This window comes from Streptomyces sp. TRM68367 (genome assembly GCF_014495685.1).
Lineage (GTDB): Bacteria > Actinomycetota > Actinomycetes > Streptomycetales > Streptomycetaceae > Streptomyces.
On sequence record NZ_JACTVI010000003.1, the window covers coordinates 177,534 to 200,949 of the forward strand.

Sequence of the window (23,416 nt, forward strand, 5' to 3'; positions counted from 1 at the left end):
TACCCCCGTACGAGTGGTCAATCATCCCCGCGCGGAAGAAGAACGCGCTGCTTGCGCGCTGCCCCCTCCAGCAGCGCGCCACAGCCCAGTCGCCCTCCATGCCCTGCGGAAGACATGACCCACTGACACCTGCGACGCCCGCCGAAGGGGAGGGAACGTCAGCGGAGTCACCCTGATGAGCGAACTCCGCTGACAGTCCGTCAGATGTGGCCGACGCCCGCGCCCGCCTCGGCGTTCGCGCCGCGCTTGGTGAGGAACGCGACCAGCACCGCCACCACGGCGACCCCGGCCGCGACCAGCGACGCCATGCTCATGCCGGATATGAACGTGTCGTGCGCGACGTCCGTGACCTTCGCGGCGATCGCGTCCGGCATCCCCGGCGCCACCGGCGGGACACCCACCTGCACCGCCTCGGACGCCTGATGCTCCTGCGCCGCCGTCAGCGGCGGAAGCCCCGCGTCCGCCCAGTTGCCGGCCAGGTCGCTGTCGACCTTGGACGCCATCACCGCACCCAGCACCGCCGTACCCAGGCTGCCGCCGATCTGCATCGCCGACTGCTGGAGACCGCCCGCGACGCCCGACAGCTCCATCGGCGCGTTGCCGACGATGACCTCCGTGGCGCCGACCATGACCGGCGCGAGGCCGAGGCCCAGCAGGGCGAACCACAGCGACATGACGCCACTGCCGGTGTCCGTCTCCAGTGTGGACATGCCGTACATGGCGATCGCCGTGCACGCCATGCCCCCGGCCAGCGGAATCCGCGGACCCACCTTGGTGATCACCGCGCCCGCGAGCGGCGAGCCGACGATCATCATGCCGGTGAGCGGCAGCAGGTGCAGACCGGCGTCGATCGGGCTCATGCCGTGCACGTTCTGCAGGTAGAACGTGACGAAGAACAGGCCGCCCATGAAGGCGATGGCCATCAGGACCATCAGGACGACACCCGCCGAGAGCGGGATCGAGCGGAACAGGCCCAGCGGAATCAGCGGCTCCTTCACCCTCTTCTCCCAGAGGGCGAAGAGCGCGAAGCCGGCGACCGAGACGACGATGAACGCCCACGTCTTGCCGTCGCCCCAGCCCCACTCAGGGGCCTTGATGAGCGCCCAGAGGAGGCAGAACATCGCGGCGGACAGCAGCGCGATACCCAGGAGGTCGAAGGAGCGCGGGGCGTTCTCGGCGCGGTGGTCGAGCAGGATCATGACGCCCAGGACGACGGCGAGGATGCCGACCGGCACGTTGATGAAGAACACCGACTGCCAGTTGACGTGCTCGACGAGGACGCCGCCGAGGATCGGGCCGCCCGCGGTGGAGGCACCGATGACCATGCCCCAGATGCCGATGGCCATGTTCAGCTTCTCGGCCGGGAAGGTGGCCCGCAGCAGGCCGAGCGCGGCCGGCATGAGCAGCGCGCCGAACAGGCCCTGGAGCACCCGGAAGGTGACGACCAGCGCGATGCTGCTGGACAGGCCGATCGCCCCCGACGCGGCGGCGAAGCCGACCACGCCGATGAGGAAGGTCTGCCGGTGCCCGAAGCGGTCACCGAGCTTGCCCGCGGTGATCAGGGAGACCGCGAGGGCGAGGAAGTATCCGTTGGTGATCCACTGGACCTCGGCGAAGGTGGCGCCCAGGTCCTTCTGGATGGCCGGATTGGCGATGGCCACGATGGTGCCGTCGAGGGCCACCATCATGACCCCCACTGCGACGGTTATCAGGGTGAGCCAGGGGTGCCCGCGCATCCCCTTGCCCGGCGTCGCGTCCGACGGAGCTGCCGGCGCCTTGCCCCCCGCCCCCGTCGTGTCGATGGTGGTCTGACTAGTCATGCGTTCGAGACTAAAGACAGTCGCTGACAATTGACAAACCAATTCACAAGTCGGTAACTGACACAACACTTTCCCTATAGCCTGAACTGGGAGAACGGTTGGAGGAGGGTCCATGGAAATGGTCGGGACCGTGGGCACGGCCCCGCGGCCGGGTCTGCGGGAACGCAAGAAGCAGGCCACCCGGGACGCGCTGCTGCACGCCGCGCTCGAACTGTTCACCACGCGCGGGTACGAGCAGACGACCGCGGACGACATCGCCGAGGCCGTCGGCGTCTCGCAGCGCACCTTCTTCCGCTACTTCGCGAGCAAGGAGGAGACCGCGCTCTTCGTGCCCCGGCTCGCCGAATCGCACTTCGTCGAGACCGTACGGACCCGCCCGCCCGGCGAGATCCCGCTGGAGGCGCTGCGCCGCGGGATCCTGGAGGGCTGGGACACCATCAACGAGGTCATCGAGCAGATCGTGCCGCTCGATCTGCACATGCGCCTGTACCGGGTGATCGAGTCGACACCCGCGCTGCTCGCCGCGCATCTGCGCCGCGCGGCGGAGCTGGAGGAGCAGCTGGCACGGATCATCGCCGACCGCGAGGGCCTCGATGTGGACGCCGATCCCCGGCCGCGGGTCCTGGTGGCCGTCTTCGGCGGAGTGGTCCGGGTCACGGAGCGGCTGTGGTCCACCGGGGACGACGACAGCCTCACGGCGCTGCGCGACCTCATGACCATGTACCTCGACCAGGTGGGCCCCGCACTGGCCGGGGGCTGGCGCACGGACTGACCCGCCCCGGCGCGCCCGCCACAGTCCATCTCCTCGGCAGCGAGACCGAAACGTGATACCAGTCACTTGGCTAACGCGAGACCCTCTCGTTCTCCTAGTGTGTCCTCCCAGTGACTTCCTTCGACACCTCCCCGCAACTGAACGTCTGGCGTGCACTGCTCGCGCTGGCCGTTGTGTTCGTGATGCTGGCGACCACCGGCTGGACCGCGCTGCGCACCCACCGGGGGCCGACGCCGCTGCAGGCCTCGCTCTCCGCCTGGGAGCACGGCCGGATCGACGGGCACCGGCTGCCGGACCCCGCCGTAGGCCCCTCGCGGCTGGCCCTGTTCTTCGCCTCCCTCACCGAGCGGCAGCGCGCGAATCTCGCCCGCAGCTATCCGCTCGCGGTCGGCAACATGAACGGCGCCCCGGCCGGCCTGCGCTACCGCGCCAACCGCATCGCGCTCGAACAGGCCCGCCAGATCGAGCTGAAACGCATGCACGACAGCCGCCTCTCGCCCGACGGACAGCGCGAGGCGGGCCGCCGCATGCACCGCCTCGAGGCGCTGATGGCCCCCGGCCGGCACATCCTCGCCTTCAACCCGGAGGGGGCGGGCCGGATCGCCGAGGTGATCGGAAACCTGCGCACAGCCGAGCGCGTGTCCGTCGTCGTCCCTGGCGTCGACACCGACCTGCTCACCTTCCAGCGCACCGACCGCAAGTACACGGCGCCGGTCGGCATGGCCGAGGCCCTGTACGCGGCCGAGCGCACCGTGCGCCCCACGACGCGTACGGCCGTGATCGCCTGGGCCGACTACACGGCACCCAGCGGGGTGGGCATGGACGCGGCCACGGCGATGCGCGCCGAGAGCGGTGCCGTGCGGCTGAACGCGCTGGTGCGGGCGCTGCCCGGCGACGCGCCGGTCGCGCTGTTCTGCCACAGCTACGGCTCGGTGGTGTGCGGCATCGCCGCGCACACGCTGCCGGGCCGGGTGACCGACATAGCGGTGGCCGGCAGCCCCGGCATGCGTGCGGAGAAGGTCTCCCAGCTGCGCACCTCCGCCCGGGTGTGGGCGATGCGGGACCGCGACGACTGGATCCAGGACGTGCCGTACCTGGAGGTCGGCGGGCTGGGCCACGGCGCCGACCCGGTGTCCTCCGGGTTCGGGGCGCGGGTGCTGTCGGCCGCGGGCGCGAAGGGGCACGCCGGATATTTCGAACCAGGTACGGCGAGTCTGCTGAACTTCGCCGAAATCGGAGTCGGCGCATACCGCTCGGTGCACTGCGAACGCGAAGACGACGCCTGTCGCGCCGGTTTGTCCGGCGCGGCGGCGGCCGAACGCGCGTAGAAGCGGAGAAACTGCGGTTTGCGCGGGGAGGGGACGAAGAAGCGCGTGCCGCATACGATGAGCCGCATGGGTGACGTACTGGCCGGATTTCATGCCGCCTGGGAGTTCGGGTCCGACTCCGTGCTCATCCGCTACGAACGGGGGATTCGAACACCTAAGCTGTTCCAGGCGCTGGGGGAACGCCGTGTCCCCCTGGAGGCGATCGCCGGGGTGACACTGGCGCCCGGCCGACGCGGCACGGTGGTGCTGCGGGTCGAGCCGCGGGCGGGTGCGGATCCGCTGATGGAGGCGGCGGCCGGGCAACTGAAGGAGAGCAGCGATCCGTACCGGCTGGTGATGCCGGCCGAGCGGGACACTCTCGCTGAGTATTACGCCGACGAGTTGCGGGCGCGGCTGACGGAGGCCGGGCCGGCGGAGCGGTTTCTGGTGGCGGCGCCGGAGGCACCGTTGTCGTTCAAGGCGTACGACGGAAAGGCGTCGTTCGACGGGTCGTCCGTGGCGTTCCGGTGGTTCTGGACCGGTGCCTCGTCGACGAAGTGGAAGGCGGGCGACCAGACGTTCGCGGTCGCCGACCTCAGTGGGGTGGAGTGGCGGTCCCCCGACGTGTTCGAGGGGTGTCTGCGGCTGGTACAGCGTGATGAGCCGACGCCGGTGGCACAGGCAGCGCAGGCCGACCATGATCCGGCGTCGGTGGTGTTCGGGCTGGGGTACGGGGCGGTGCACGAGTCGCTGCCGTTCGCTGCGGCGGTGTTGGAGGCCGTGCGGTCGGCTGCGCCGGCTGCGGCCGTGTCGGCGGGGGTGCGGCAGGATCCCGCCGACATTGCCGAGCGGATTCGTCATCTTGGGGAGTTGCATCGGGCCGGGTTGGTGACCGATGAGGAGTTCTCTGCGAAGAAGGCGGAGTTGCTGGCAGAGCTTTAGGGGTCCTTGCACTATGAGCGCCCGATTAGGTCGCGTGGTCTGGTGCCGTGCATCGCAAGGCGCCGGAGAGCCCTCGATGGGGGTGCACCCGCTCGAGCGGAGCCGAGAGTGGGGGAGGAGCTACTAGGGCTTTTCGGCAACGCGGCGAGGTGCGGTGCCAGGCCGCGCGACCCGGGCGGGCATAGTGCAAGGACCCCTTAGCGGTTGCGTCTGCCTGATTATCGCCGTTGGCGGGTGCGGGTTGTGGTGGGCTGGTCGCGCACACGCGGCGGAGCCGCATGTCGATACGGCCCCGCGCCCCTGCGGGGCGCTTCTACTCCCGCCCCGCAGATGCGAACCGCATGTCTGCGTACCTGTCTCCTGCGACCTGTGTCGCTATGGGATCCAGCAACGACAGTTCCTCGTCCGTCAGGACGATCCGGGCCGCCGCTGCGTTTTCCTCCACACGGGTCGGCTTGCGCGTGCCCGGGATCGGGATGACCGGGAGGTTCTGGAGGGTTGCCCGCTGGTGGACCCACGCCAGGGCTACCTGGCCGAGAGAGGCGCCGTGGGACTCGGCGACGGACCTGATCGGTTCCAGCAACGCGGCGTTCGCGGTGGCGTTGTCGCCGGTGAAGCGGGGCTGCTGGCGGCGGAAGTCGTCGGGGGTCAGGTCCTTGTCGGCGTTCACGAAGGAGCCGGTGAGGAAGCCGCGGCCGAGCGGGGAGTACGGCACCAGGGCGACGCCCAGTTCGCGTGCGGCCGGTACGACCTTCGCCTCGATGTCCCGGCTGAACAGCGACCACTCCGACTGCACGGCGGCGATGGGGTGCACGGCGTGCGCGGACCGGAGTTCGTCGGCCGTGACCTCGCTCAGGCCGAGGTGCTTGACCTTGCCCTCGCGGACCAGGTCCGCCATGGTGCCGACGGTCTCCTCGATCGGCACGTTCACATCGCGCCGGTGCATGTAGTAGAGGTCGATCACGTCGACGTCCAGGCGCTGAAGGCTCGCCTCGACGGCCTGGCGTATGTACGGCGGGTCGTTGCAGATGGTCCGCTTCGTCGGGTCGACGTGATCCAGGGAGAGGGCGAACTTGGTCGCGATGAGGACCTCGTCGCGATGCGCCCTGAGGAACGGCGACAGGAACTTCTCGTTCTCGCCGAACCCGTAGACGTCCGCCGTGTCGTACAGCGTGACGCCCAGTTCCAGTGCCCGCTCCAGGGTGGCGCGCGACTCCTTCTCATCCGCCGGGCCGTAGGCGAAGCTCATGCCCATGCAGCCGAGGCCCTGTACGCCCACCTCGGGGCCGGCCTCGCCCAGTCGTGCGGTGGTGATCCTGCCGTTCGTCATCGGGACCTCTCCGACGCCAGGGCGCGCCCGGCGTCCGCGTAGAAGCTGATCTTTCGGTCGAGCACGGCGAGCGTGTCCTGGAGTTCGGCGATCCTCGTCAGCACGTCCTCCCGGGTCGCTTTCAGCAGTTCGAAGCGCTCACCGTAGGTGTGGTCGCCCTCGCGCACGAGTTCCGCGTACCGGACCATGTCCGCGACCGGCATGCCGGTCAGGCGGAGCTTGCCGACGAGGGCGAGCCAGTCGAGGTCGCGGTTGCTGTAGCGGCGCTGGCCGGTGTGGGACCGGTCGATGTGCGGCATCAGCCCGATGCGCTCGTACCAGCGCAGGGTGTGCGCCGTCAGGCCGGTGAGGGCGGCGACCTCGCTGATCGTGTAGCTGTCCTGGCCGTCCGGTCGCCGGTCGCCCTGCAGCGGTACGGCACAACTGTCTGTCCTGGTGGCCGTTGTCTCCGTCACCGTCATGGTCACAACGCTAGGACCTTGGAGTGCACTCCAAGCAAACGAAAGCGGTAAGAAATTGGCGGGACGCGGCGTGATCCGGATGGCTAGCGTACGGGGGCATGAGTCTCGTACGTCGTGCCGTACCCGAGGACGCCGGGGAAGTGCTGCGTCTGCGTCAGGTGATGATCGATGCGATGGCGGGGGCCGCCGGCGCCGCCGACTGGCACGCGGAGTCCCTGCCCACGCTGACGGCGGAGCTGGCGGATCCGGACGGGGACTTCGCGGCGTTCGTCGTGGACCATCCGGAACGGCCGGGGGCGCTGGCAGCGCTGGTGGCGGGGACGCTGGAGTACCGGATCGGGCGGGCCGGCCATCCGCGGGGGCGGGACGGGTACGTGTTCAGCGTCGCGACGGATCCGGAGGTCCGGCGGCGCGGGTACGCGCGCGCGTGCATGGAGGAGCTGCTCCGGTGGTTCCGTGACCGGGGCGCCGGCAAGATCGACCTGCACGCGTCCGCCGCGGCGGAGCCGCTGTACGCGTCGCTGGGCTTCGTACGCAAGCCGGACCCCTCGATGCGGCTGGTGCTGTGAGCCGCTTAGGCTCGACGGCATGTCCTTGAAGAGCCTCGCGTTGATCGAGAACTGGCCGGTTTCCGCTGCCGCGGCGGGTGTCGTACGGGCCGACGGGACCGTTGCGGGTACGCAGGGGGCGATCGGGCAGCGCTTTGCGCTGGCGTCGGTCACCAAGCCGCTCGCGGCGTATGCGGTGCTCGTCGCGTACGAGGAGGGGGCGATCGAGCTCGACGAGCCGGCCGGACCGGAGGGGGCGACGGTACGGCATCTGCTCGCGCACACCTCGGGGCTGGCGTTCGACGAGCACCGGGTGATGGCGGCGCCCGGGGAGCGGCGGCTGTACTCCAACGCCGGGTTCGAGCAGTTGGCGGACCATGTGGCGAAGGCCGCGGAGATGCCGTTCGGGGAGTATCTGCGGCAGGCGGTGCTGGAGCCGTTGGGGATGGGGGCGACGTCGCTGGAGGGGTCGGCGGCGAAGGACGGGGTGTCGACGGTTGAGGATCTGCTGCGGTTCGCGGCGGAGGTTCAGGCGCCGCGGTTGCTGGATCCGCGTACGGTCGGCGAGGCGACGAGTGTGCAGTATCCCGGGACGAAGGGGGTGCTGCCGGGGTACGGGCACCAGAATCCGAACGACTGGGGGCTCGGGTTCGAGATCCGGGACTCCAAGTCGCCGCACTGGACGGGGAGTTCGTCGTCACCTCGGACATTCGGCCACTTCGGGCAGTCCGGTACGTTCTTGTGGATCGACCCTGACGCGGGGGCGGCATGTGTGGCGCTGACGGATCGGGCGTTCGGGGCCTGGGCGGTTGAGGTGTGGCCGGTACTGACGGATGCGGTGCTGGCCCAGTTGCGGGGCTGACGTCGGCTGGTCCGACCCCCGCTGTCGCCCTTCGGCCTCGTCCTCAAGCGCCGGACGGGCTGATGTGTCGTTAGGTCATCTCCCACATCAGGAGTTCCGTCTCCGTCACCCCCACCGCCTCCAGGTCCTTCGTGGCTGTGAGGCGGGCCGCGTCGCCGGGCCCGAGGGAGGTGGTGTTCAGGTGGAGGGCGCCGCGGACGACGTGGAGGTAGACGTGGGGAGCGTCAGGGATCGCTGTGCGTTCGCCGGGGGTCAGGCGGCGTACGTGGAGCATCGCGCCCGCTTCGGGGACCGCGTACGGCGTGGAGTCGGCGATGCCGTGGACGATCTCGTAGGACGGGGTGCCGCCGGGGTCCAGGGGGGCCAGCCACATCTGCACGAAGGTCAGGGGCGCGCCGGTGTCGTTGCGCTCGACGTGGCGGACCCCGGAGGCGGAGCTCAGGCGCTGCACGTCGCCGGGGCGTACCCGGGTCTCGTGGCCGGTGGAGTCGCGGTGGGTCAGCTCGCCCTCGACCACCCAGGTCACGATCTCGGTGTGGCTGTGCGGGTGTTCGTCGAAGCCGGCGCCGGGAGCGAGCCGCTCCTCGTTGCAGGCGATCACCGCACCGAAGCGGAGGTTGTCGGGGTCGTAGTGGGGGCCGAAGGAGAAGGCGTGCCACGACTCGATCCCGGCCGCCCGGTCGCCGCCCTGGTAGCGCTCGTCCGCGCGCCGTACGTCCATCACGAGCACCACGGTAGCCCTGTCCGGCAGCCGGCCCCGGCGGACGGCACGGGCCCACCAAGGTCCACTGTCCCAAGGACACCGGCCGCGAGGGAGCCGAAGGGGCGCGCCGGTGTCGAGAGGGCGAACGCGCGGAGGCCCGAAGGGTCGAGCACGATCGCCCTCTCGACACCGGCTGAGGCGCCTCGCAGGCGACCGAGCCATCAAGCACAGCCCCGGCGACGCACACCCCCGTCCCGATAAGGCAGTCTTGTCCCCGTGCCTGAACCCGAAACCAGCAAGAGCCGAGCCGCAGCGCACGCCGCCCATCCGCACTCCGCGACGCTGAAGCGGCTGGAGAAGTCGTCCGGATCCCTCGCCGCGCAGGCCATCGCGCGGATGGACGAGACGCTGCCCTGGTACCGGGCCATGCCGCCGGAGAACCGATCCTGGATCGGGCTGGTCGCACAGGCCGGTATCGCGGCGTTCACGGAGTGGTTCCGGCACCCCGACGCCCCGCAGGCCATCTCCACGGACGTGTTCGGCACCGCGCCGCGCGAGCTGACCCGGGCCATCACGCTGCGGCAGACCGTCGAGATGGTGCGCACCACCATCGAGGTCATGGAGAGCGCGATCGACGAGGTCGCGGCCCCGGGCGACGAGGGCGTGCTGCGCGAGGCGCTGCTCGTGTACGCGCGGGAGATCGCCTTCGCGACCGCCCAGGTGTACGCCCAGGCCGCCGAGGCACGCGGCGCCTGGGACGCGCGGCTGGAGTCGCTGGTCGTGAACGCCGTGCTGAGCGGGGAGGCAGACGAGGGGGCCGTGTCCCGGGCCGCCGCCCTCGGATGGAACTCGCCGGAACATGTGTGCGTGGTGCTCGGGACCGCGCCCGACGGTGACAGCGAGCTGACCGTCGAGGCCATCCGGCGCGCCGCGCGGCACGCCAAGCTCCAGGTGCTCACCGGCGTACTCGGGGACCGGCTCGTGGTCATCGCGGGCGGCAGCGACAACCCGCTGACCGTGGCCAAGTCGCTGATCGGACCGTTCGCGACGGGGCCGGTCGTGGCGGGCCCGGTGGTGCCGGACCTGCAGGCCGCGACCCGCTCCGCGCAGGCCGCCGCGGCCGGGCTCAAGGCGTGTTCTGCCTGGCAGGACGCCCCGCGGCCGGTGCTGGCGGACGATCTGCTGCCGGAGCGCGCGATCGCCGGTGACCCCTCGGCCCGTGAGCAGCTGGTGGAGGAGATCTACAGACCGCTGGAGGATGCGGGGGCCGCGCTCCTGGAGACCCTCAGCGTCTACTTGGAACAGGCGAGCAGCCTGGAGGGCGCCGCCCGGATGCTGTTCGTCCATCCCAACACCGTGCGCTACCGGCTCCGACGTGTGACTGACGTCACCGGCTGGTCGCCCTCCGACGTACGGTCGGCGTTCACGCTGCGGATCGCGCTGATCCTGGGGCGTCTGGCCGACGGGGATCTGCAACCTTAGGCTTGGGCCGTCTTTTGTCGGGGGCCCACAAAACCCCTTCGTGTTCTTCGTCCCTGTCCCCACGGGCGGCTCCGGCCGTCCACAAGAGAGAGTGTGAGAGTGCTCGTACTCGTAGCTCCCGGCCAGGGCGCCCAGGCGCCCGGCTTCCTGACTCCATGGCTCGAATTCCCCGGTGTCCGCGGCGCCCTCGAGGCGTGGTCCGACGCCGTGGGCCTCGACCTGATCCGTTACGGCACCGAGGCGGACGCGGAGGAGATCCGCGACACCGCGGTGGCGCAGCCGCTGCTGGTCGCGGCCGGTATGGCGTCCGCGGCCATGCTGTTCCAGGACCCGGCCGATTTCCCGCGGAAGGTCGGTGCTGTCGCCGGGCACAGTGTCGGCGAGTTCACCGCGGCCTCGCTCGCCGGAGTGCTCCCCCACGAGGAGGCGCTCCGCCTGGTGCGCACCCGCGGGCTCGCCATGGCCGAGGCCGCCGCCGTCACCGGGACCGGCATGTCGGCGCTGCTCGGTGGCGACCCCGAGGTGAGCGTCGCGCACCTGGAGAAGCTGGGCCTGACGCCGGCGAACATCAACGGAGCGGGCCAGATCGTGGCGGCCGGCACGCTGGAGCAGCTGGCCGCGCTGAACGAGGACAAGCCCGAGGGCGTGCGCAAGGTCGTGCCCCTGAAGGTCGCCGGCGCCTTCCACACCCACCACATGGCGCCCGCGGTCGACACGCTGGCCAAGGCCGCCGGGGACGTGACGCCCGCCGACCCGCGGATCACCTACGTGTCGAACAAGGACGGGCAGACCGTCGCCACCGGCGCCGAGGTCCTCTCCCGCCTGGTCGGCCAGGTCGCCAACCCGGTCCGCTGGGACCTGTGCATGGAGACCTTCAAGGAGCTGGGCGTCACCGCGCTGATCGAGGTGTGCCCGGGCGGCACCCTGACCGGTCTGGCCAAGCGTGCCCTGCCTGGCGTCAAGACACTGGCCCTGAAGACACCCGCCGACCTCGACGCGGCCCGCGAGCTCATCGCCGCTGCATCTGATGATGCTGCTGACGCAGCGGGCGCCTGACGCCCTTAAGGAGCCAACCGCATGGCGAAGATCAAGCCCAGCAGGGGCGCCCCGTACGCGCGCGTCCTCGGCGTGGGCGGCTACCGCCCGACCCGGGTCGTGCCGAACGAGGTGATCCTGGAGACGATCGACTCGTCGGACGAGTGGATCCGCTCCCGCTCCGGCATCGAGACCCGGCACTGGGCCTCCGACGAGGAGACCGTCGCCGCGATGTCGCTGGAGGCGGCCGGCAAGGCGATCGCGGACGCGGGCATCACCGCGGAGCGGATCGGCGGTGTGATCGTGTCGACCGTCTCGCACTTCAAGCAGACGCCGGCCGTCGCCACCGAGATCGCCGACAAGCTGGGCACGGACAAGGCCGCCGCCTTCGACATCTCCGCCGGCTGCGCGGGCTTCGGCTACGGCCTGACCCTCGCCAAGGGCATGGTGGTGGAAGGTTCCGCCGAGCACGTACTCGTGATCGGCGTGGAGCGGCTGAGCGACCTGACCGACCTGGAGGACCGGGCCACCGCCTTCCTGTTCGGCGACGGCGCGGGCGCGGTCGTGGTCGGCCCCTCCCCGGAGCCCGCGATCGGCCCCACCGTGTGGGGCTCGGAGGGCGACAAGTCCGACACCATCATGCAGACCGTGCCGTGGACGGACTACCGCGCGGGCGCGGTCGAGAAGTTCCCTGCGATCACGCAGGAGGGCCAGGCGGTGTTCCGCTGGGCCGTGTTCGAGATGGCGAAGGTCGCCCAGCAGGCGCTGGACGCGGCCGGAATCACCCCGGACGACCTGGACGTCTTCATCCCGCACCAGGCCAACGTGCGGATCATCGACTCGATGGTGAAGACCCTGAAACTGCCGGAGCACGTCACGGTCGCCCGTGACATCCGCACCACCGGCAACACCTCGGCCGCCTCGATCCCGCTCGCGATGGAGCGGCTCCTGGCGACCGGCGAGGCGAAGAGCGGCGACACCGCCCTCGTCATCGGCTTCGGGGCGGGTCTCGTGTACGCCGCGACGGTCGTTACCCTCCCCTAGGCACTCCGTGCCGGATCACCCGGTCCGGCACGGGCGCAGCAGACACCTGCCGCTGACGCGGCGGGCGCCACACCCTCTGGATATCTACGAAGGAGCGCCTGACATGGCCGCCACTCAGGAAGAGATCGTCGCCGGTCTCGCCGAGATCGTGAATGAGATCGCCGGGATCCCGGTTGAGGACGTCCAGCTGGACAAGTCCTTCACCGACGACCTGGACGTCGACTCGCTGTCCATGGTCGAGGTCGTCGTCGCCGCCGAGGAGCGCTTCGACGTCAAGATCCCGGACGAGGACGTCAAGAACCTCAAGACCGTCGGCGACGCGACCAACTACATCCTCAAGCACCAGGCCTGATCGACCGATCAACTGGGCTGAGCGGCCCGGCCTGATCCACAGCGCTCCGGCCCCCGGAGCTCTCGAGCGATCCGTCCCCCGGGCCGTCTGCCCCGCCACCCGGCGGTGGCGCCGCTGAATCCTCGTATCCCGTTGGAGAAAGAGTTCCCGTGAGCCCGACCAATCGCACCGTGGTCGTCACCGGTATCGGCGCAACCACACCGCTGGGTGGCGACGCAGCCTCTACCTGGGAGGGTCTGGTCGCCGGACGTTCCGGTGTCCGTCTTCTGGAGCAGGACTGGGCGGCCGAGCTGCCCGTCCGCATCGCGGCGCAGATCGCCGTGGAGCCCACCGAGGTCCTGCCGCGTCCGCAGGCCCGCAAGCTGGACCGCTCGGCGCAGTTCGCGCTGATCGCGGCTCAGGAGGCCTGGAAGGACGCCGGTTTCACCGCAAGGGCCGGTGAGGACACCACGGTGAACCCGCACCGGCTCGGCGCGGTCATCGCCTCCGGCATCGGCGGCGTGACGACCCTGCTCGACCAGTACGACAACCTGCGCGAGAAGGGCGCCCGCCGCGTCTCGCCGCACACCGTGCCGATGCTGATGCCCAACTCCCCGGCGGCCAACGTCGGGATCGAGCTGGGCGCGCAGGCCGGTGTGCACACCCCGGTCTCCGCCTGCGCCTCCGGCGCCGAGGCCATCGGCTACGCGATCGAGATGATCCGCACCGGCCGGGCCGACATCGTCGTGGCGGGCGGCACCGAGGCCGCCATCCACCCGCTGCCGATCGCCGCGTTCGGCAACATGATGGCGATGTCGAAGAACAACGACGACCCGCAGGGCGCCTCCCGCCCCTTCGACGTGGACCGCAACGGCTTCGTCCTCGGCGAGGGCGCGGGCGTGATCGTCCTGGAGTCCGAGGAGCACGCGAAGGCGCGCGGGGCCCGCGTCTACGCGGAGGCCGTCGGCCAGGGCATCTCGGCCGACGCGCACCACATCACGCAGCCCGAGCCGTCCGGCACCGGGATCGCGGCGGCCCTGCAGAACCTGATCGACAACACCGGCCTGGACGCGGCCGAGATCGTGCACGTCAACGCGCACGCGACCTCCACCCCGCAGGGCGACGTCGGCGAGATCAAGGCGCTGCGCAAGGCGTTCGGCGACCATGTCGACCACATCGCGATCTCCAGCACCAAGTCGATGAGTGGTCACCTCCTCGGTGGCGCCGGCGGCATCGAGACGGTCGCCACGGTCCTGGCGCTGCACAACCGGCTCGCCCCGCCGACGATCAACGTCGACAACCTCGATCCCGAGGTGAACGCCGACATCGTGCGCGGTGAGGCCCGCAAGCTGCCCGTCGACGGCCGTGTCGCCGCGCTGAACGACTCGTTCGGCTTCGGCGGCCACAACGTGGTCCTGGCGTTCCGTACGGTCTGACCCGCTGTCGCGTCGGCGAGTCCGCTCGCCGACTCCCATGCGCAGGCGAGGCCTTCGGCGGCCCGTCTACCGGCGACTTCCGCGTCGGGAGACGGGCCGCTGCCTGTGCTGGGCGCACGGCGAAGCCTCGCGCACGTGGCCCTCGTACCGCCGCGTTCCCGGCCCCGCCCCCGCGGTCGAACCCCTGGATTACGCCCCCGCTCACACCACCTGGTGCAGCCACCGCACCGGCGCGCCCTCCCCGGCGTAGCGGAAGGGTTCCAGTTCGTCGTCCCAGGGCTGGCCCAGGAGCTTGGCGAGTTCGGCCTCCAGGTCGGACTCGCCGCTCTGGGAGCGCACCAGGGCGGCGCGCAGCCGGTCCTCGGGGATGAGGATGTCGCCGTGGATGCCGGTGACGGCGTGGAAGATGCCCAGGTCGGGAGTGCAGCTGTAGCGTTCGCCCTCGGCGGCCGCGGACGGCTCGGCGGTGACCTCGAAGCGCAGCAGGTGCCAGCCCCGGAGCGCGGAGGCGAGCTTCGAGGCGGTACCGGCCTCGCCCTGCCAGGAGAACTCCGAGCGCCAGGTGCCCGGCGCGGCGGGCTGCCGGATCCAGTCCAGGCTGACGCGCGTGCCGAGCACCCCGGCGACGGCCCACTCGACGTGCGGGCACAGCGCGCGCGGCGCGGAGTGCACGTACAGAACTCCACGTGTCGTCACCGGAACCTCCGGGCAGAGCGGGACATCTCGGAACGGGCTGAGCGGCCGTGACCGGGCGGTCACGTTGATGGCGAGGCTACCGTGCGGCGGCGCAAGGAGTGTGACGTACCGTCGGTCCTGCTGCCGCGAAACGCCCGCCATTCACCCGGCAGGACGCTTGTACGGGTGTGAGCCGTTCCATGGAGAGGGCTCGGGAACCCCCGCACGTTGTTATGGAGGGGAGCGTCACCATACTCCGACCGAGGGGAACAGCAGCCGATGCGGAAGCCTGGCCACCGTTTACGGACCGTGCTCACCCTGGTGACGGCGGCCGTCCTGGGCGTCACCGGCTGTGACGCCGTCGGTGGCAACTCCCCCGGCCCGTCCGGCACCGGGGGACGGCCGTCGCCGAAGCCCACGCCGGTCTGGGACACCACGCCGGCCTCGATCGCGGCGGTGGGCGACTCCATCACGCGCGGCTTCGACGCGTGCTCGGTCCTGGCGGACTGCCCGGAGGTGTCCTGGGCGACCGGCACCAGCCCCGAGATCGACAGCCTGGCCGTGCGGCTGCTGGGCGCGGCGAAGGCGGCCGGGCGGAGCTGGAACCTCGCCGTCTCCGGGGCGCGCATGGCGGACCTGCCCGGCCAGATGACGCGGGCGGCGCAGCGCAGACCGGAGCTGGTGACGGTGATGATCGGGGCGAACGACGCCTGCCGGGACACCACCTCGGCGATGACGTCGGTCGCCGAGTTCCGCACGGACTTCCAGGACGCGATGAGCACGCTGCGCAAGGCCCTGCCTAAGACACAGGTGTACGTGGCGAGCGTGCCGAACCTGAAGCGGCTGTGGTCGCAGGGCCGCACCCACCCGATGGGCAGGCAGGTGTGGAAGCTCGGTATCTGCCCGTCGATGCTGGGCGACGCGGACGCGCTGGACGCGGCGGCGACGCTGCGCCGGGACATGGTGCAGGAGCGTGTGGAGGACTACAACGCGGTGCTCAAGGAGGTCTGCGCCAAGGACAAGCGGTGCCGGTACGACGGCGGGGCGGTGTACGGCTACCGCTTCGGCACCGAGCAGCTGAGCCGCTGGGACCTGTTCCACCCCAGCAAGGACGGTCAGGCGCGGCTGGCGGAGATCGCCTACCGCACGGTCACGGCAAAGAGGCCGTGACTCAGTTCCGCACATGAACGAACTTTTCGGAATACTTTCCGACAGCACACCGGTCCACCGCTGGACGCTCCAGCGGGCGGGTGTGCGGGTCCTGTCGTACGGCGGGATCGTCCAAGCCCCGGTCCGGAGTCAGGTGCCGGACCGGGGCTGGTCGGGGGATGCCCCGGGTCAGACGTTAATCGGCGCGGTGACCTTGCGGTCCGCGATCGAGCGACCGGCCTGGATTTCGTACGAACCCTTCACAAATGACCATGAGTTGGTCATCTCGTCCCAGACCTCGAAAGCCCGGCGCGGGAGTTCGACCGTGACCTCGACGCTCTCGCCGGGTGCGGCCTCGACGCCCGCGAAACCGGCCAGCCAGCGCGCCGGACGGCCGGGGTCCGGCGCGCTCGGCGCCAGGTAGAGCTGCACGACCTCGCGCCCGGGCCGCTCACCGGTGTTACGGAGGCGGACCGTCGCGGTGGTCCCCGCCGCGTCGACCGACTCGTACGTCCAGTCGGTGTAGCCGAGGCCGTGGCCGAACGGGTACGCGGGCGTCCTGCCCTCCTTCTCCCAGGCCCGGTAGCCGATGAACACGTCCTCCTCGTAAGGGAGTTCACCGGATTCCGGGGCGACGCGCGTGACCGGGGCGTCGTCCAGGGTGCCCCAGGTGGTGGGCAGCCGGCCGCTCGGTTCCTGCGCGCCGGTCAGCACGTCGGCGAGGGCCGCGCCGCCCTCCTGGCCGGGGAACCAGCTGAGCAGGACGGCGGCGACCTCCTCGCGCCAGGGCAGTTCCACCGGTGAGCCGGAGTTGACGACCACCACGGTGTTCGGGTTGGCGGCGGCGACGGCGCGGACCAGGTCGTCCTGGCGGCCGGGGAGACGGAGGTCCTTGCGGTCGAAGCCCTCGGACTCGACGCGCTCGGTGGTGGCGACCACGACCACGGCCGTGTCGGCGCTGCGCGCGGCCTCGGCGGCCTCGGCGATCAGCTCGTCGGGGTCGCGCTGCGGCTGCTGGTGGGCGAGGGTGAAGCCGACGACCCTGATGCCCGCGTCCTCGGGCACGTCGACGACGTGGGTGAGGCAGACCTCGACCGGTTCGCCGGCCGTGAGGTCGACGCGGGCGCGGGGTTCGGGGGCGCCGAAGAAGGAGGCGAAGGGGTCGTCCTTGGCGGGGCGCTGGACGTCGTCGTAGTACGTGGTGCCGTCGACGGTGAGGGTGAAGGCGCCCAGGCCCTTGATGCCGAAGGTGTGGGTGCCGCTCTCGCGCGGGGTGAACGTGCCGGTCAGCTCGACGGTGTGCAGGGTGTCGTGGGTGACGCCGTCGGGGAGGTCCGAGCCCATCCACTGGATGTGGCCGTTCGGCGCGGAGCGGGTGCCGATGACGGTGCCCTCGGCGTCACGGCAGACCGCGCGCAGCGCGAAGCCCCGGTCGGCGGCGGCGAGTTCGGTGTTCGGGTCGGCGCCGACGGCGTAGCTGAGGGTTCCCTCGGGGAGGGCTGCGGCGAGGCCGTCCAGCGGGGGGACGGCGTGGTGGGGGAAGACGGCGGCGGAGCCGCCGCCGAGGACCCGGGCGTCGCGGGCGGCGGCGCCGGTCAGGGCGACCCGGCCGGGCTTCAGGGGCAGCGCGCCGCCGCTGTTGCGGACCAGGACGAAGGAACGGCGGGCGATCTCGCGGGCGAGGGCCGCTCCGTCGACGGGGTCCGGGAGTTCGGTGACGACCAGTTCGGCGCCTGGGAGGATGCCGACGCGGGCGGCGAGCCGCAGCACGTTGCGTACGGCGGTGTCGATCTCGGCCTCCTCCGCCTCGCCGTCCCGCACGGCCTGCGCCAGGGGCTCGCCGTACACGGTGCGCGGGCCGGGCATCGCCACGTCCAGGCCGCCCCTGAGGGCGCCGGTGGTGGAGCGGGCGGCCATCCAGTCGGAGACGTTGAAGCCGTCGAAGCCCCACTCGCCGCGCAGGACTTCGTTGACGAGGTAGTGGTGCTCGGTCATCGTCGTGCCGTTGACCGTATTGTAGGCGGTCATGATGCCCCACGGGTGGGCGTTCTCGACGATGATCTCGAAGGGCGCCAGGTACAGCTCGCGCAGGGCGCGTTCGCTCACGACGTTGTTGACGGTGAAGCGGTCGGTCTCGGCGTCGTTGGCGACGAAGTGCTTGACCGTGGTGCCGACGCCGCCGGACTGCACGCCGGTCACATAGGCGGCGCCGATCCGGCCGGTGAGGTACGGGTCCTCGCTGTAGGCCTCGAAGTGGCGGCCGCCGAGCGGGGAGCGGTGCAGGTTGACCGTGGGGGCGAGCAGGACGTGGACGCCTTTGCGGCGGGACTCCTGGGCGAGGAGCACGCCGGCCCTGCGGGCGAGGCCGGGGTCCCAGGTGGCGGCCAGCGCGGTCGGCGAGGGCAGGGCGACGGACGGGTCCTCGGCGGTCCAGCGCACCCCGCGCACACCGATCGGGCCGTCGGACATGACGAGGGACGGCAGGCCGATCTCCGGCAGGGCGGGCAGGGTCCACATGTCCTGGCCGGACAGCAGCCGGGCCTTGGCATCCAGATCGAGCTTGCCGAGCGCCGCCTCGACGGCCGCCTCGCGGGCCTGGTCGGCCTGATGTTCCGGGTTTGCCGCCATCGCAGGGTGCCTCCTCGTTTAAGTCCAGGGCCTTCTCAATCCTGCCTCGGACACCTGCGAACCACTCGGGACCGCACCCTCCAATTGAGGAACAACCGCGGGCTCCTGGACCCGAAGTCGGTGGACATGCCGGGCGCGTTCCGGGACGGCGGCACGCCATGGCACAGACCACTTCCGCCACGCGATACTGCCGCCGGCACGCACCACCACTGCGACGGAAGGCCAGAACTCCCGTGACTTCCAGACGACTTCGGTACGGCATCCTGGGCCTGGCCCTGCTGACCGGCATGACCGGCATGACCGGACTGTCCGCCCCGGCGACCACGACCGCCGCCGAGCAGACGGCCCCCTCCCCCACCGTCGAGGAGCAGCGCCTCGACCGATCCGTGCCCCAGGAGATCCTCCGCCGTTCCGGATTCGACGCCGTGGCATCCGAGTTCGCCCGCGCGCTGGGCGAGGCCGGCGACTACGCCGAGGCCCGGAGGGTCGTCGCACGCGAGGGATCCGCGCTGTGGCGGCGGGCCGTCGACCGTGCGCAGGGGCGCGGGCCGGCGGGCGGGGACATGAGCCGGGACGACGACCGGCCGCTGTACTGGGCGCGGCTCGGGATGACGCGGGAAGTGCGCACCTGGCAGCCGGACTTCGGATTGGGCGAGGTCCAACGCGCCGGGCTGCTGGACGAGTTGGAGCGGACCTCGCGTGGGCAGACCACCCTGCGCCATCCGCCCGGCAAGGGGCTGAAGCGGATCCTGGTCACCGGCTTCGACCCGTTCACCCTGGACCGCGACATCCGCATCTCCAACCCGTCGGGGGCCGCCGCGCTCGCCCTCGACGGCACGGTGATCCAGACGCCGGAGGGTCCGGCACGGATCGAGACCGCCGTGTTCCCGGTGCGCTGGCAGGACTTCACTGGGGACACCTCCCAGGCGTTCAGCTCTGGGGGAGGGACGGTGGAGCGGACGCTGCGGCCGTATCTGCCGAAGGTGGACCTGTTCACTACCGTGAGCCAGGGGCGGCGCGGCCAGTTCGACGTGGAACGGACCAACGGGGCCTGGCGGGGCGGCTTCGCGGACAACGACAACATCGGCCGCACGGAGACCATCCCGGTCACCGACCCGGCCTCGCAGCCGCAGTGGACGACGACCACCCTGCCGTACAAGGCGATCACCGCCGCGTCGACCGGGCGCTTCCCCGTGTACGACAACACCGAGGTGACCGAGATCCCGGCGGGCGGCACGGAGCCCGTCGTACGGCCGGACGGGCCGACGCCCGGCTCGACGGCGCGCAAAGGGGGCGGCGGGGACTACCTGTCCAACGAGATCGCCTACCGGGCGACGCTGCTGCGGGACCGGCTCGGGCTGCACGACCGGCTGCCGGGCGGGCATGTGCACACGCCCGTGCTGGAGTTCGGCGCCGGGAACAGCGGCGATATCACCGACCCCCAGTTCGTGCGGAACCGGCTGGACATCATCGCCCAGGTGCGGGCGATCCTGACGGTGGCTGCGGAGCAGTTGTAGCCGCGTCGTCGCCCTCCTCGTCGCGGGTCTCCTCGCCGGCCAGTTCGCGGGCGAGGAGCGTGGCGCCCGCGACCGCGCCCGGCATCAGGAAGACCGCGACGAACGGCACCAGGAAGGCCAGGCCCAGTGGCGTGCCGAAGCCCCAGACCAGGGACTTGCGGGCGCGCAGCAGGGTGAGACGGTCGCGCAGGTCGACGCCGCGGCGCTGGAGGGCGACGGCGGTCAGTTCCTCGGTGAGGAAGAAGCCGGTGACGAAGAAGCCGACCACCGGGACGACGGTCTGCCCGGCGACCGGGATGAACCCGAGCGCGAACAGCAGCACGCCCCAGAGAGCGGCGCGGAGGACGATCCGGAGGCTGTCGCGACCCGAGATCCACAACTCCTGCCAGAGCAGCAGGTTCGACTCGGGGGCGGTGCCGTCCGGGGAGACGTCGCGGTCGACCGTCTCGGAGAGGCTCTCGTAGAACGGCTGGCCGATCAGGAGCGTGACCGCGGTGAAGGTGAGGACGGCGAGGAGGAGGCCGAGGGCGAACAGGACGGCGGTGAGGAAGCCGCGGAACAGGCCCGGCCAGGGGCTCGACCAGGCGTCGGCGAACGGCGTCGCCCAGGTCACGGCGTCCGCGCCCCACAGGGCGAGCGCGACGAGCGCCACCGCGTACATGACGAGCGTGATCAGGCCCGGGACGAGCCCGAAGCCATACTGCTTGCCGTGCCGGGCCACCCATCGCTGGCCCTTCAGGAGATAGCGGAAACCCGTGCCAAGATCGCGCATGGGGGAACCCTATAGGGGCGCCGGTGACGTCCTTACGGCGCTGCGGTCACACCGGTGTCACAGCTCCAGGCCCGAGGGTGCTGACGGCGATTCCGGGGACGTTCTCCTCCCCCAGGCACGTCGGCGTCCGCCCTCGGGATGCCCGCTCCGTGCCGCTCGGGTGGCCCGTCCGACCCCGGGGCCGGCAAGGCACCTTAGGTGCGGTTGAGTCGAACGGGCAGGTCCCGCCGTACCGATCTCAGGAAGCCTTCAGGAGGTACGCGCGCACATGGCGCCCGCCACGGCGGTTCGGTCAGGGGAGGAGAGCGGATGACGCAGCAGATCCACGGCACCGTCGCCGACGGCTTCGAGGCGGTCCGCAAGGAGTTCGCCGCGTTCGTGGCCGGGGAACGGCCCGACTACGAGGGACAGCTGTGCGCTTACGTGCACGGCCGCAAGGTGGTCGACCTGTGGGCCGGCGCCGACTCCCTGTACGGCGTGTACTCGTCCACCAAGGGCGCGGCGCATCTGGTGGTGGCGCTGCTGGTGCAGGACGGCACCCTCGAACTGGACCGCAAAGTGACGTACTACTGGCCGGAGTTCGGCGCCGAGGGAAAGGGCGCGCTGACGCTGCGCGAGCTGGTCACGCACCGGGCGGGGCTGATCGGCACGGACACCGGGTTCACGGCCGAGGAGCTGGCCGACGACAGGGCGATCGCCGAACGGCTCGCCGACCAGCGGCCGTTCTGGCGCCCGGGCACGGCGTTCGGCTACCACGCGCTGGTGCTGGGCGCGCTCGTCGGCGAGGTGGTGCGCCGCGCGACGGGCCGGACGCTCCAGGAGGTGTACGAGGACCGGGTGCGCGGCCCGTACGGGCTGGACTTCCACCTGGGCCTGCCCGAGGCCCTGGAGCCCCGCTTCCGTCCCGTGCAGTCGATGGTGCCGACGCCGAAGCAGCAGGCCGTGCTGGACGCCACGCCGACCGGCCCGCACTCGGTCGCCTCGATCGCGTTCAACATGCACGTGCCGGACCCGGGCGAGCTGATCGACCACGCCAACTCCCGTACCGTGCGCGCCAAGGGCCCCGCGTCGGCGGGCGGGGTGGCCTCGGCGCGCGGGCTCGCCGGGATGTACGCGGCGGCGATCAGCGAGATCGGCGACCGGCCGCCGCTGCTCAAGCCGGACACGGTGGCAGAGGTCGGCCAGATCCATGCCAGTGGCTACGACCTGGTGGTGCGCGCCCACCGGTCGTACGCGCTGGGTTTCCAGGCGACCGCGGACGTCTGGTACCCGTTCCTGGGCGCCGGGGCCTTCGGGCACAGCAGCGCGGGCGGTTCGCAGGCCTTCGCCGACCCGCGCAGCGGACTGGCGTACGGCTACACCCGTCGCCGGCTGTCCTTCCCGGACGGTGCGGCGGCGGAGAACGCGGGGCTGGTGCGGGCGGTGCACAGGGCGGCACTGGCGAACTGAGGCGGCAAAGGCCGCACCCCACGTCCAAGGGTGCGGCCTTCTTCGTACGCAACGAGCCGGGTCGGACGAGCGTCACGGTGATGTCGGGCCGAGATCTCCACGAGGATCCCGCCGATCAGAGCTTGACGATCATCTTCCCGGTGTTGTCGCCGCGCAGCACGCCGAGGAACGCCTCCAGGTTGTTCTCGATGCCCTCGACGACGGTCTCCCGGTACTTGAGCTCACCCGAGGCGACCCAGGGGCCGACCTCCTGGACGAACTGCGGCTGAAGGTCGTAGTGGTCGCCGACGAGGACCCCCTCGACGCGGAGCCGGTTCTGCAGGATCTTGACCATGTTCCGCGGGCCGGGGGTCGGCTCGGTCGCGTTGTACTGCGAGATCATGCCGCAGATCACGGCCCGGCCGCGCAGGTTGAGCGCGCTGATCGCGGCCTCCAGGTGCTCGCCGCCGACGTTGTCGAAGTAGACGTCGATGCCGTCGGGCGCAGCTTCCCTGAGTTGCTCGTGGACCGGGCCCTTCTTGTAGTTGAAGGCGGCATCGAAGCCGTACTCATCGACGAGGGTCTTGACCTTCTCGTCGGAGCCGGCGGAGCCGATGACCCGCGAGGCGCCCTTCAGCCGGGCGATCTGGCCGACCTGGCTGCCCACCGCCCCGGCCGCGCCGGAGACGAAGACCGCGTCGCCCTCCTTTAGGGCGCCGACCCGCAGCAGGCCCGCGTACGCGGTCAGGCCCGTCATGCCGAGCACCCCGAGGTACGCGCTCAGCGGCGCCGCCTCCGGGTCCACCTTGACGGCGCTCTTCGCGTCCACCGCGGCGTACTCGCGCCAGCCGAGGAAGTGCAGGACGTGGTCGCCGACGGCGATGCCCTCGGCGTGGGAGGCGACGACCTCGCCGACGGCGCCGCCCTGCATGACCTTGCCCAGTTCGAAGGGGGCGACGTAGGACTTGGCGTCGCTCATCCGGCCGCGCATGTACGGGTCGACGGAGAGGTACTTGTTACGGACGAGGACCTGCCCGTCACCCGGCGCCGGTACCTCCGTCTCCATGAAGGCGAAGTCCTCGGGTTTCGGCCAGCCGACCGGGCGGCTGAGCAGGTGCCATTCGCGGTTGATCATGACAGGACCCTTCCATTTACTTCAGTACCTGAAACAACA

21 protein-coding genes and 1 pseudogene are annotated in these 23,416 nt (G+C 71.1%); 14 read left to right on the forward strand and 8 right to left on the reverse strand.

Annotated elements, in window-relative coordinates; genetic code table 11:
- Window positions 1-200 precede the first annotated feature (200 nt).
- Window positions 201-1,736, reverse strand: a complete 1,536-nt coding sequence (locus H8R17_RS03640) for an MFS transporter (RefSeq protein ID WP_399476228.1) — start codon at window positions 1,734-1,736, stop codon at window positions 201-203.
- Window positions 1,737-1,932: 196 nt separating this feature from the next.
- Between H8R17_RS03640 and H8R17_RS03645 the strand changes: the two genes are divergently transcribed.
- The 3 genes from H8R17_RS03645 (at window position 1,933) to H8R17_RS03655 (ending at window position 4,841) form a co-directional block, all read left to right on the forward strand.
- Entirely contained in the window at window positions 1,933-2,592 is a 660-nt protein-coding gene (locus H8R17_RS03645) for a TetR family transcriptional regulator (protein WP_187821649.1), read from the forward strand.
- Window positions 2,593-2,702: 110 nt separating this feature from the next.
- Window positions 2,703-3,920, forward strand: a complete 1,218-nt coding sequence (locus tag H8R17_RS03650; RefSeq protein ID WP_187821650.1) for an alpha/beta hydrolase — start codon at window positions 2,703-2,705, stop codon at window positions 3,918-3,920.
- Window positions 3,921-3,986: 66 nt separating this feature from the next.
- Window positions 3,987-4,841 carry a DUF4429 domain-containing protein gene (locus H8R17_RS03655; protein WP_187821651.1) on the forward strand — a complete coding sequence of 285 codons (855 nt, stop codon included), beginning with the start codon at window positions 3,987-3,989 and terminating at the stop codon, window positions 4,839-4,841.
- Between the two features lie 313 nt (window positions 4,842-5,154).
- On the opposite strand, the gene H8R17_RS03660 is transcribed toward H8R17_RS03655, so the two are convergent.
- Window positions 5,155-6,171 (reverse strand): aldo/keto reductase, encoded by a 1,017-nt coding sequence (locus H8R17_RS03660; protein ID WP_187821652.1) that lies wholly within the window; start codon window positions 6,169-6,171, stop codon window positions 5,155-5,157.
- Entirely contained in the window at window positions 6,168-6,632 is a 465-nt protein-coding gene (locus tag H8R17_RS03665) for a MerR family transcriptional regulator (protein WP_187821653.1), read from the reverse strand. The genes H8R17_RS03660 and H8R17_RS03665 overlap by 4 nt, the downstream gene beginning before the upstream one ends.
- Window positions 6,633-6,730: 98 nt before the next feature.
- On the opposite strand from H8R17_RS03665, the gene H8R17_RS03670 reads away from it, so the two are divergent.
- Both H8R17_RS03670 and H8R17_RS03675 read left to right on the forward strand, forming a co-directional pair.
- The gene (locus H8R17_RS03670) at window positions 6,731-7,201 is read left to right on the forward strand and encodes a GNAT family N-acetyltransferase (protein ID WP_187821654.1); all 471 of its coding nucleotides are present in this window, start codon (window positions 6,731-6,733) and stop codon (window positions 7,199-7,201) included.
- A 19-nt stretch (window positions 7,202-7,220) separates the two neighbouring features.
- Window positions 7,221-8,042, forward strand: coding sequence for a serine hydrolase (locus H8R17_RS03675; protein ID WP_187821655.1), 822 nt, complete (start codon window positions 7,221-7,223; stop codon window positions 8,040-8,042).
- A gap of 70 nt (window positions 8,043-8,112) precedes the next feature.
- On the opposite strand, the gene H8R17_RS03680 is transcribed toward H8R17_RS03675, so the two are convergent.
- The gene (locus tag H8R17_RS03680; protein ID WP_187821725.1) at window positions 8,113-8,763 is read right to left on the reverse strand and encodes a pirin family protein; all 651 of its coding nucleotides are present in this window, start codon (window positions 8,761-8,763) and stop codon (window positions 8,113-8,115) included.
- A gap of 258 nt (window positions 8,764-9,021) precedes the next feature.
- On the opposite strand from H8R17_RS03680, the gene fasR reads away from it, so the two are divergent.
- From fasR to fabF, 5 genes are all read left to right on the forward strand, one after another.
- On the forward strand, window positions 9,022-10,227 hold the full coding sequence (gene fasR, locus H8R17_RS03685) for a fatty acid biosynthesis transcriptional regulator FasR (protein ID WP_187821656.1): 1,206 nt from the start codon (window positions 9,022-9,024) through the stop codon (window positions 10,225-10,227).
- A gap of 99 nt (window positions 10,228-10,326) precedes the next feature.
- Window positions 10,327-11,283: an ACP S-malonyltransferase gene (locus tag H8R17_RS03690; RefSeq protein WP_187821657.1), complete on the forward strand. Its 957-nt coding sequence runs from the start codon at window positions 10,327-10,329 to the stop codon at window positions 11,281-11,283.
- Between the two features lie 21 nt (window positions 11,284-11,304).
- A complete protein-coding gene (locus tag H8R17_RS03695) occupies window positions 11,305-12,306 on the forward strand; it encodes a ketoacyl-ACP synthase III (RefSeq protein WP_187821658.1) in 1,002 nt (333 codons plus the stop codon).
- A 103-nt stretch (window positions 12,307-12,409) separates the two neighbouring features.
- The gene (locus tag H8R17_RS03700) at window positions 12,410-12,658 is read left to right on the forward strand and encodes an acyl carrier protein (RefSeq protein ID WP_187821659.1); all 249 of its coding nucleotides are present in this window, start codon (window positions 12,410-12,412) and stop codon (window positions 12,656-12,658) included.
- A gap of 149 nt (window positions 12,659-12,807) precedes the next feature.
- The gene (fabF, locus tag H8R17_RS03705; protein WP_187821660.1) at window positions 12,808-14,073 is read left to right on the forward strand and encodes a beta-ketoacyl-ACP synthase II; all 1,266 of its coding nucleotides are present in this window, start codon (window positions 12,808-12,810) and stop codon (window positions 14,071-14,073) included.
- A gap of 201 nt (window positions 14,074-14,274) precedes the next feature.
- On the opposite strand, the gene H8R17_RS03710 is transcribed toward fabF, so the two are convergent.
- On the reverse strand, window positions 14,275-14,769 hold the full coding sequence (locus H8R17_RS03710; RefSeq protein WP_187821661.1) for a DUF3145 domain-containing protein: 495 nt from the start codon (window positions 14,767-14,769) through the stop codon (window positions 14,275-14,277).
- A gap of 258 nt (window positions 14,770-15,027) precedes the next feature.
- On the opposite strand from H8R17_RS03710, the gene H8R17_RS03715 reads away from it, so the two are divergent.
- The gene (locus tag H8R17_RS03715) at window positions 15,028-15,918 is read left to right on the forward strand and encodes an SGNH/GDSL hydrolase family protein (RefSeq protein ID WP_187821662.1); all 891 of its coding nucleotides are present in this window, start codon (window positions 15,028-15,030) and stop codon (window positions 15,916-15,918) included.
- Window positions 15,919-15,931: 13 nt separating this feature from the next.
- Window positions 15,932-16,063 (forward strand): annotated as a pseudogene (locus tag H8R17_RS46290) (galactose-1-epimerase); the annotation flags it as partial.
- 23 nt (window positions 16,064-16,086) lie between these two features.
- On the opposite strand, the gene H8R17_RS03720 reads toward H8R17_RS46290, so the two are convergent.
- On the reverse strand, window positions 16,087-18,525 hold the full coding sequence (locus H8R17_RS03720; protein ID WP_187821663.1) for a glycoside hydrolase family 3 protein: 2,439 nt from the start codon (window positions 18,523-18,525) through the stop codon (window positions 16,087-16,089).
- Between the two features lie 233 nt (window positions 18,526-18,758).
- Between H8R17_RS03720 and H8R17_RS03725 the strand changes: the two genes are divergently transcribed.
- Complete coding sequence (locus H8R17_RS03725; protein WP_187821664.1) at window positions 18,759-20,042, forward strand: pyroglutamyl peptidase; 1,284 nt, start codon at window positions 18,759-18,761, stop codon at window positions 20,040-20,042.
- Here the strand turns inward: H8R17_RS03725 and H8R17_RS03730 are convergent.
- Window positions 19,993-20,814 carry an EI24 domain-containing protein gene (locus H8R17_RS03730; RefSeq protein WP_187821665.1) on the reverse strand — a complete coding sequence of 274 codons (822 nt, stop codon included), beginning with the start codon at window positions 20,812-20,814 and terminating at the stop codon, window positions 19,993-19,995. The two genes, H8R17_RS03725 and H8R17_RS03730, sit on opposite strands and share 50 nt — an antisense overlap.
- A gap of 309 nt (window positions 20,815-21,123) precedes the next feature.
- Here H8R17_RS03730 and H8R17_RS03735 point away from each other — a divergent pair, with 309 nt between their 5' ends.
- Entirely contained in the window at window positions 21,124-22,263 is a 1,140-nt protein-coding gene (locus H8R17_RS03735; RefSeq protein ID WP_187821666.1) for a serine hydrolase domain-containing protein, read from the forward strand.
- A gap of 115 nt (window positions 22,264-22,378) precedes the next feature.
- On the opposite strand, the gene H8R17_RS03740 is transcribed toward H8R17_RS03735, so the two are convergent.
- A complete protein-coding gene (locus tag H8R17_RS03740; protein WP_187821667.1) occupies window positions 22,379-23,377 on the reverse strand; it encodes an NADP-dependent oxidoreductase in 999 nt (332 codons plus the stop codon).
- Window positions 23,378-23,416: the final 39 nt, after the last annotated feature.

What these genes read in the sequence shown, in the direction of transcription:
- H8R17_RS03645 (WP_187821649.1), top strand. Translation starts at nt 1,933, where the DNA reads ATGGAAATGGTCGGGACCGTGGGCACGGCCCCGCGGCCGGGTCTGCGG.
- H8R17_RS03665 (WP_187821653.1), bottom strand. Translation starts at nt 6,632, where the DNA reads ATGACGGTGACGGAGACAACGGCCACCAGGACAGACAGTTGTGCCGTA.
- H8R17_RS03655 (WP_187821651.1), top strand. Translation starts at nt 3,987, where the DNA reads ATGGGTGACGTACTGGCCGGATTTCATGCCGCCTGGGAGTTCGGGTCC.
- H8R17_RS03715 (WP_187821662.1), top strand. Translation starts at nt 15,028, where the DNA reads ATGCGGAAGCCTGGCCACCGTTTACGGACCGTGCTCACCCTGGTGACG.
- H8R17_RS03740 (WP_187821667.1), bottom strand. Translation starts at nt 23,377, where the DNA reads ATGATCAACCGCGAATGGCACCTGCTCAGCCGCCCGGTCGGCTGGCCG.
- H8R17_RS03660 (WP_187821652.1), bottom strand. Translation starts at nt 6,171, where the DNA reads ATGACGAACGGCAGGATCACCACCGCACGACTGGGCGAGGCCGGCCCC.
- H8R17_RS03675 (WP_187821655.1), top strand. Translation starts at nt 7,221, where the DNA reads ATGTCCTTGAAGAGCCTCGCGTTGATCGAGAACTGGCCGGTTTCCGCT.
- H8R17_RS03695 (WP_187821658.1), top strand. Translation starts at nt 11,305, where the DNA reads ATGGCGAAGATCAAGCCCAGCAGGGGCGCCCCGTACGCGCGCGTCCTC.
- H8R17_RS03720 (WP_187821663.1), bottom strand. Translation starts at nt 18,525, where the DNA reads ATGGCGGCAAACCCGGAACATCAGGCCGACCAGGCCCGCGAGGCGGCC.
- H8R17_RS03700 (WP_187821659.1), top strand. Translation starts at nt 12,410, where the DNA reads ATGGCCGCCACTCAGGAAGAGATCGTCGCCGGTCTCGCCGAGATCGTG.
- H8R17_RS03670 (WP_187821654.1), top strand. Translation starts at nt 6,731, where the DNA reads ATGAGTCTCGTACGTCGTGCCGTACCCGAGGACGCCGGGGAAGTGCTG.
- H8R17_RS03640 (WP_399476228.1), bottom strand. Translation starts at nt 1,736, where the DNA reads ATGCGCGGGCACCCCTGGCTCACCCTGATAACCGTCGCAGTGGGGGTC.
- H8R17_RS03735 (WP_187821666.1), top strand. Translation starts at nt 21,124, where the DNA reads ATGACGCAGCAGATCCACGGCACCGTCGCCGACGGCTTCGAGGCGGTC.
- H8R17_RS03730 (WP_187821665.1), bottom strand. Translation starts at nt 20,814, where the DNA reads ATGCGCGATCTTGGCACGGGTTTCCGCTATCTCCTGAAGGGCCAGCGA.
- H8R17_RS03680 (WP_187821725.1), bottom strand. Translation starts at nt 8,763, where the DNA reads ATGGACGTACGGCGCGCGGACGAGCGCTACCAGGGCGGCGACCGGGCG.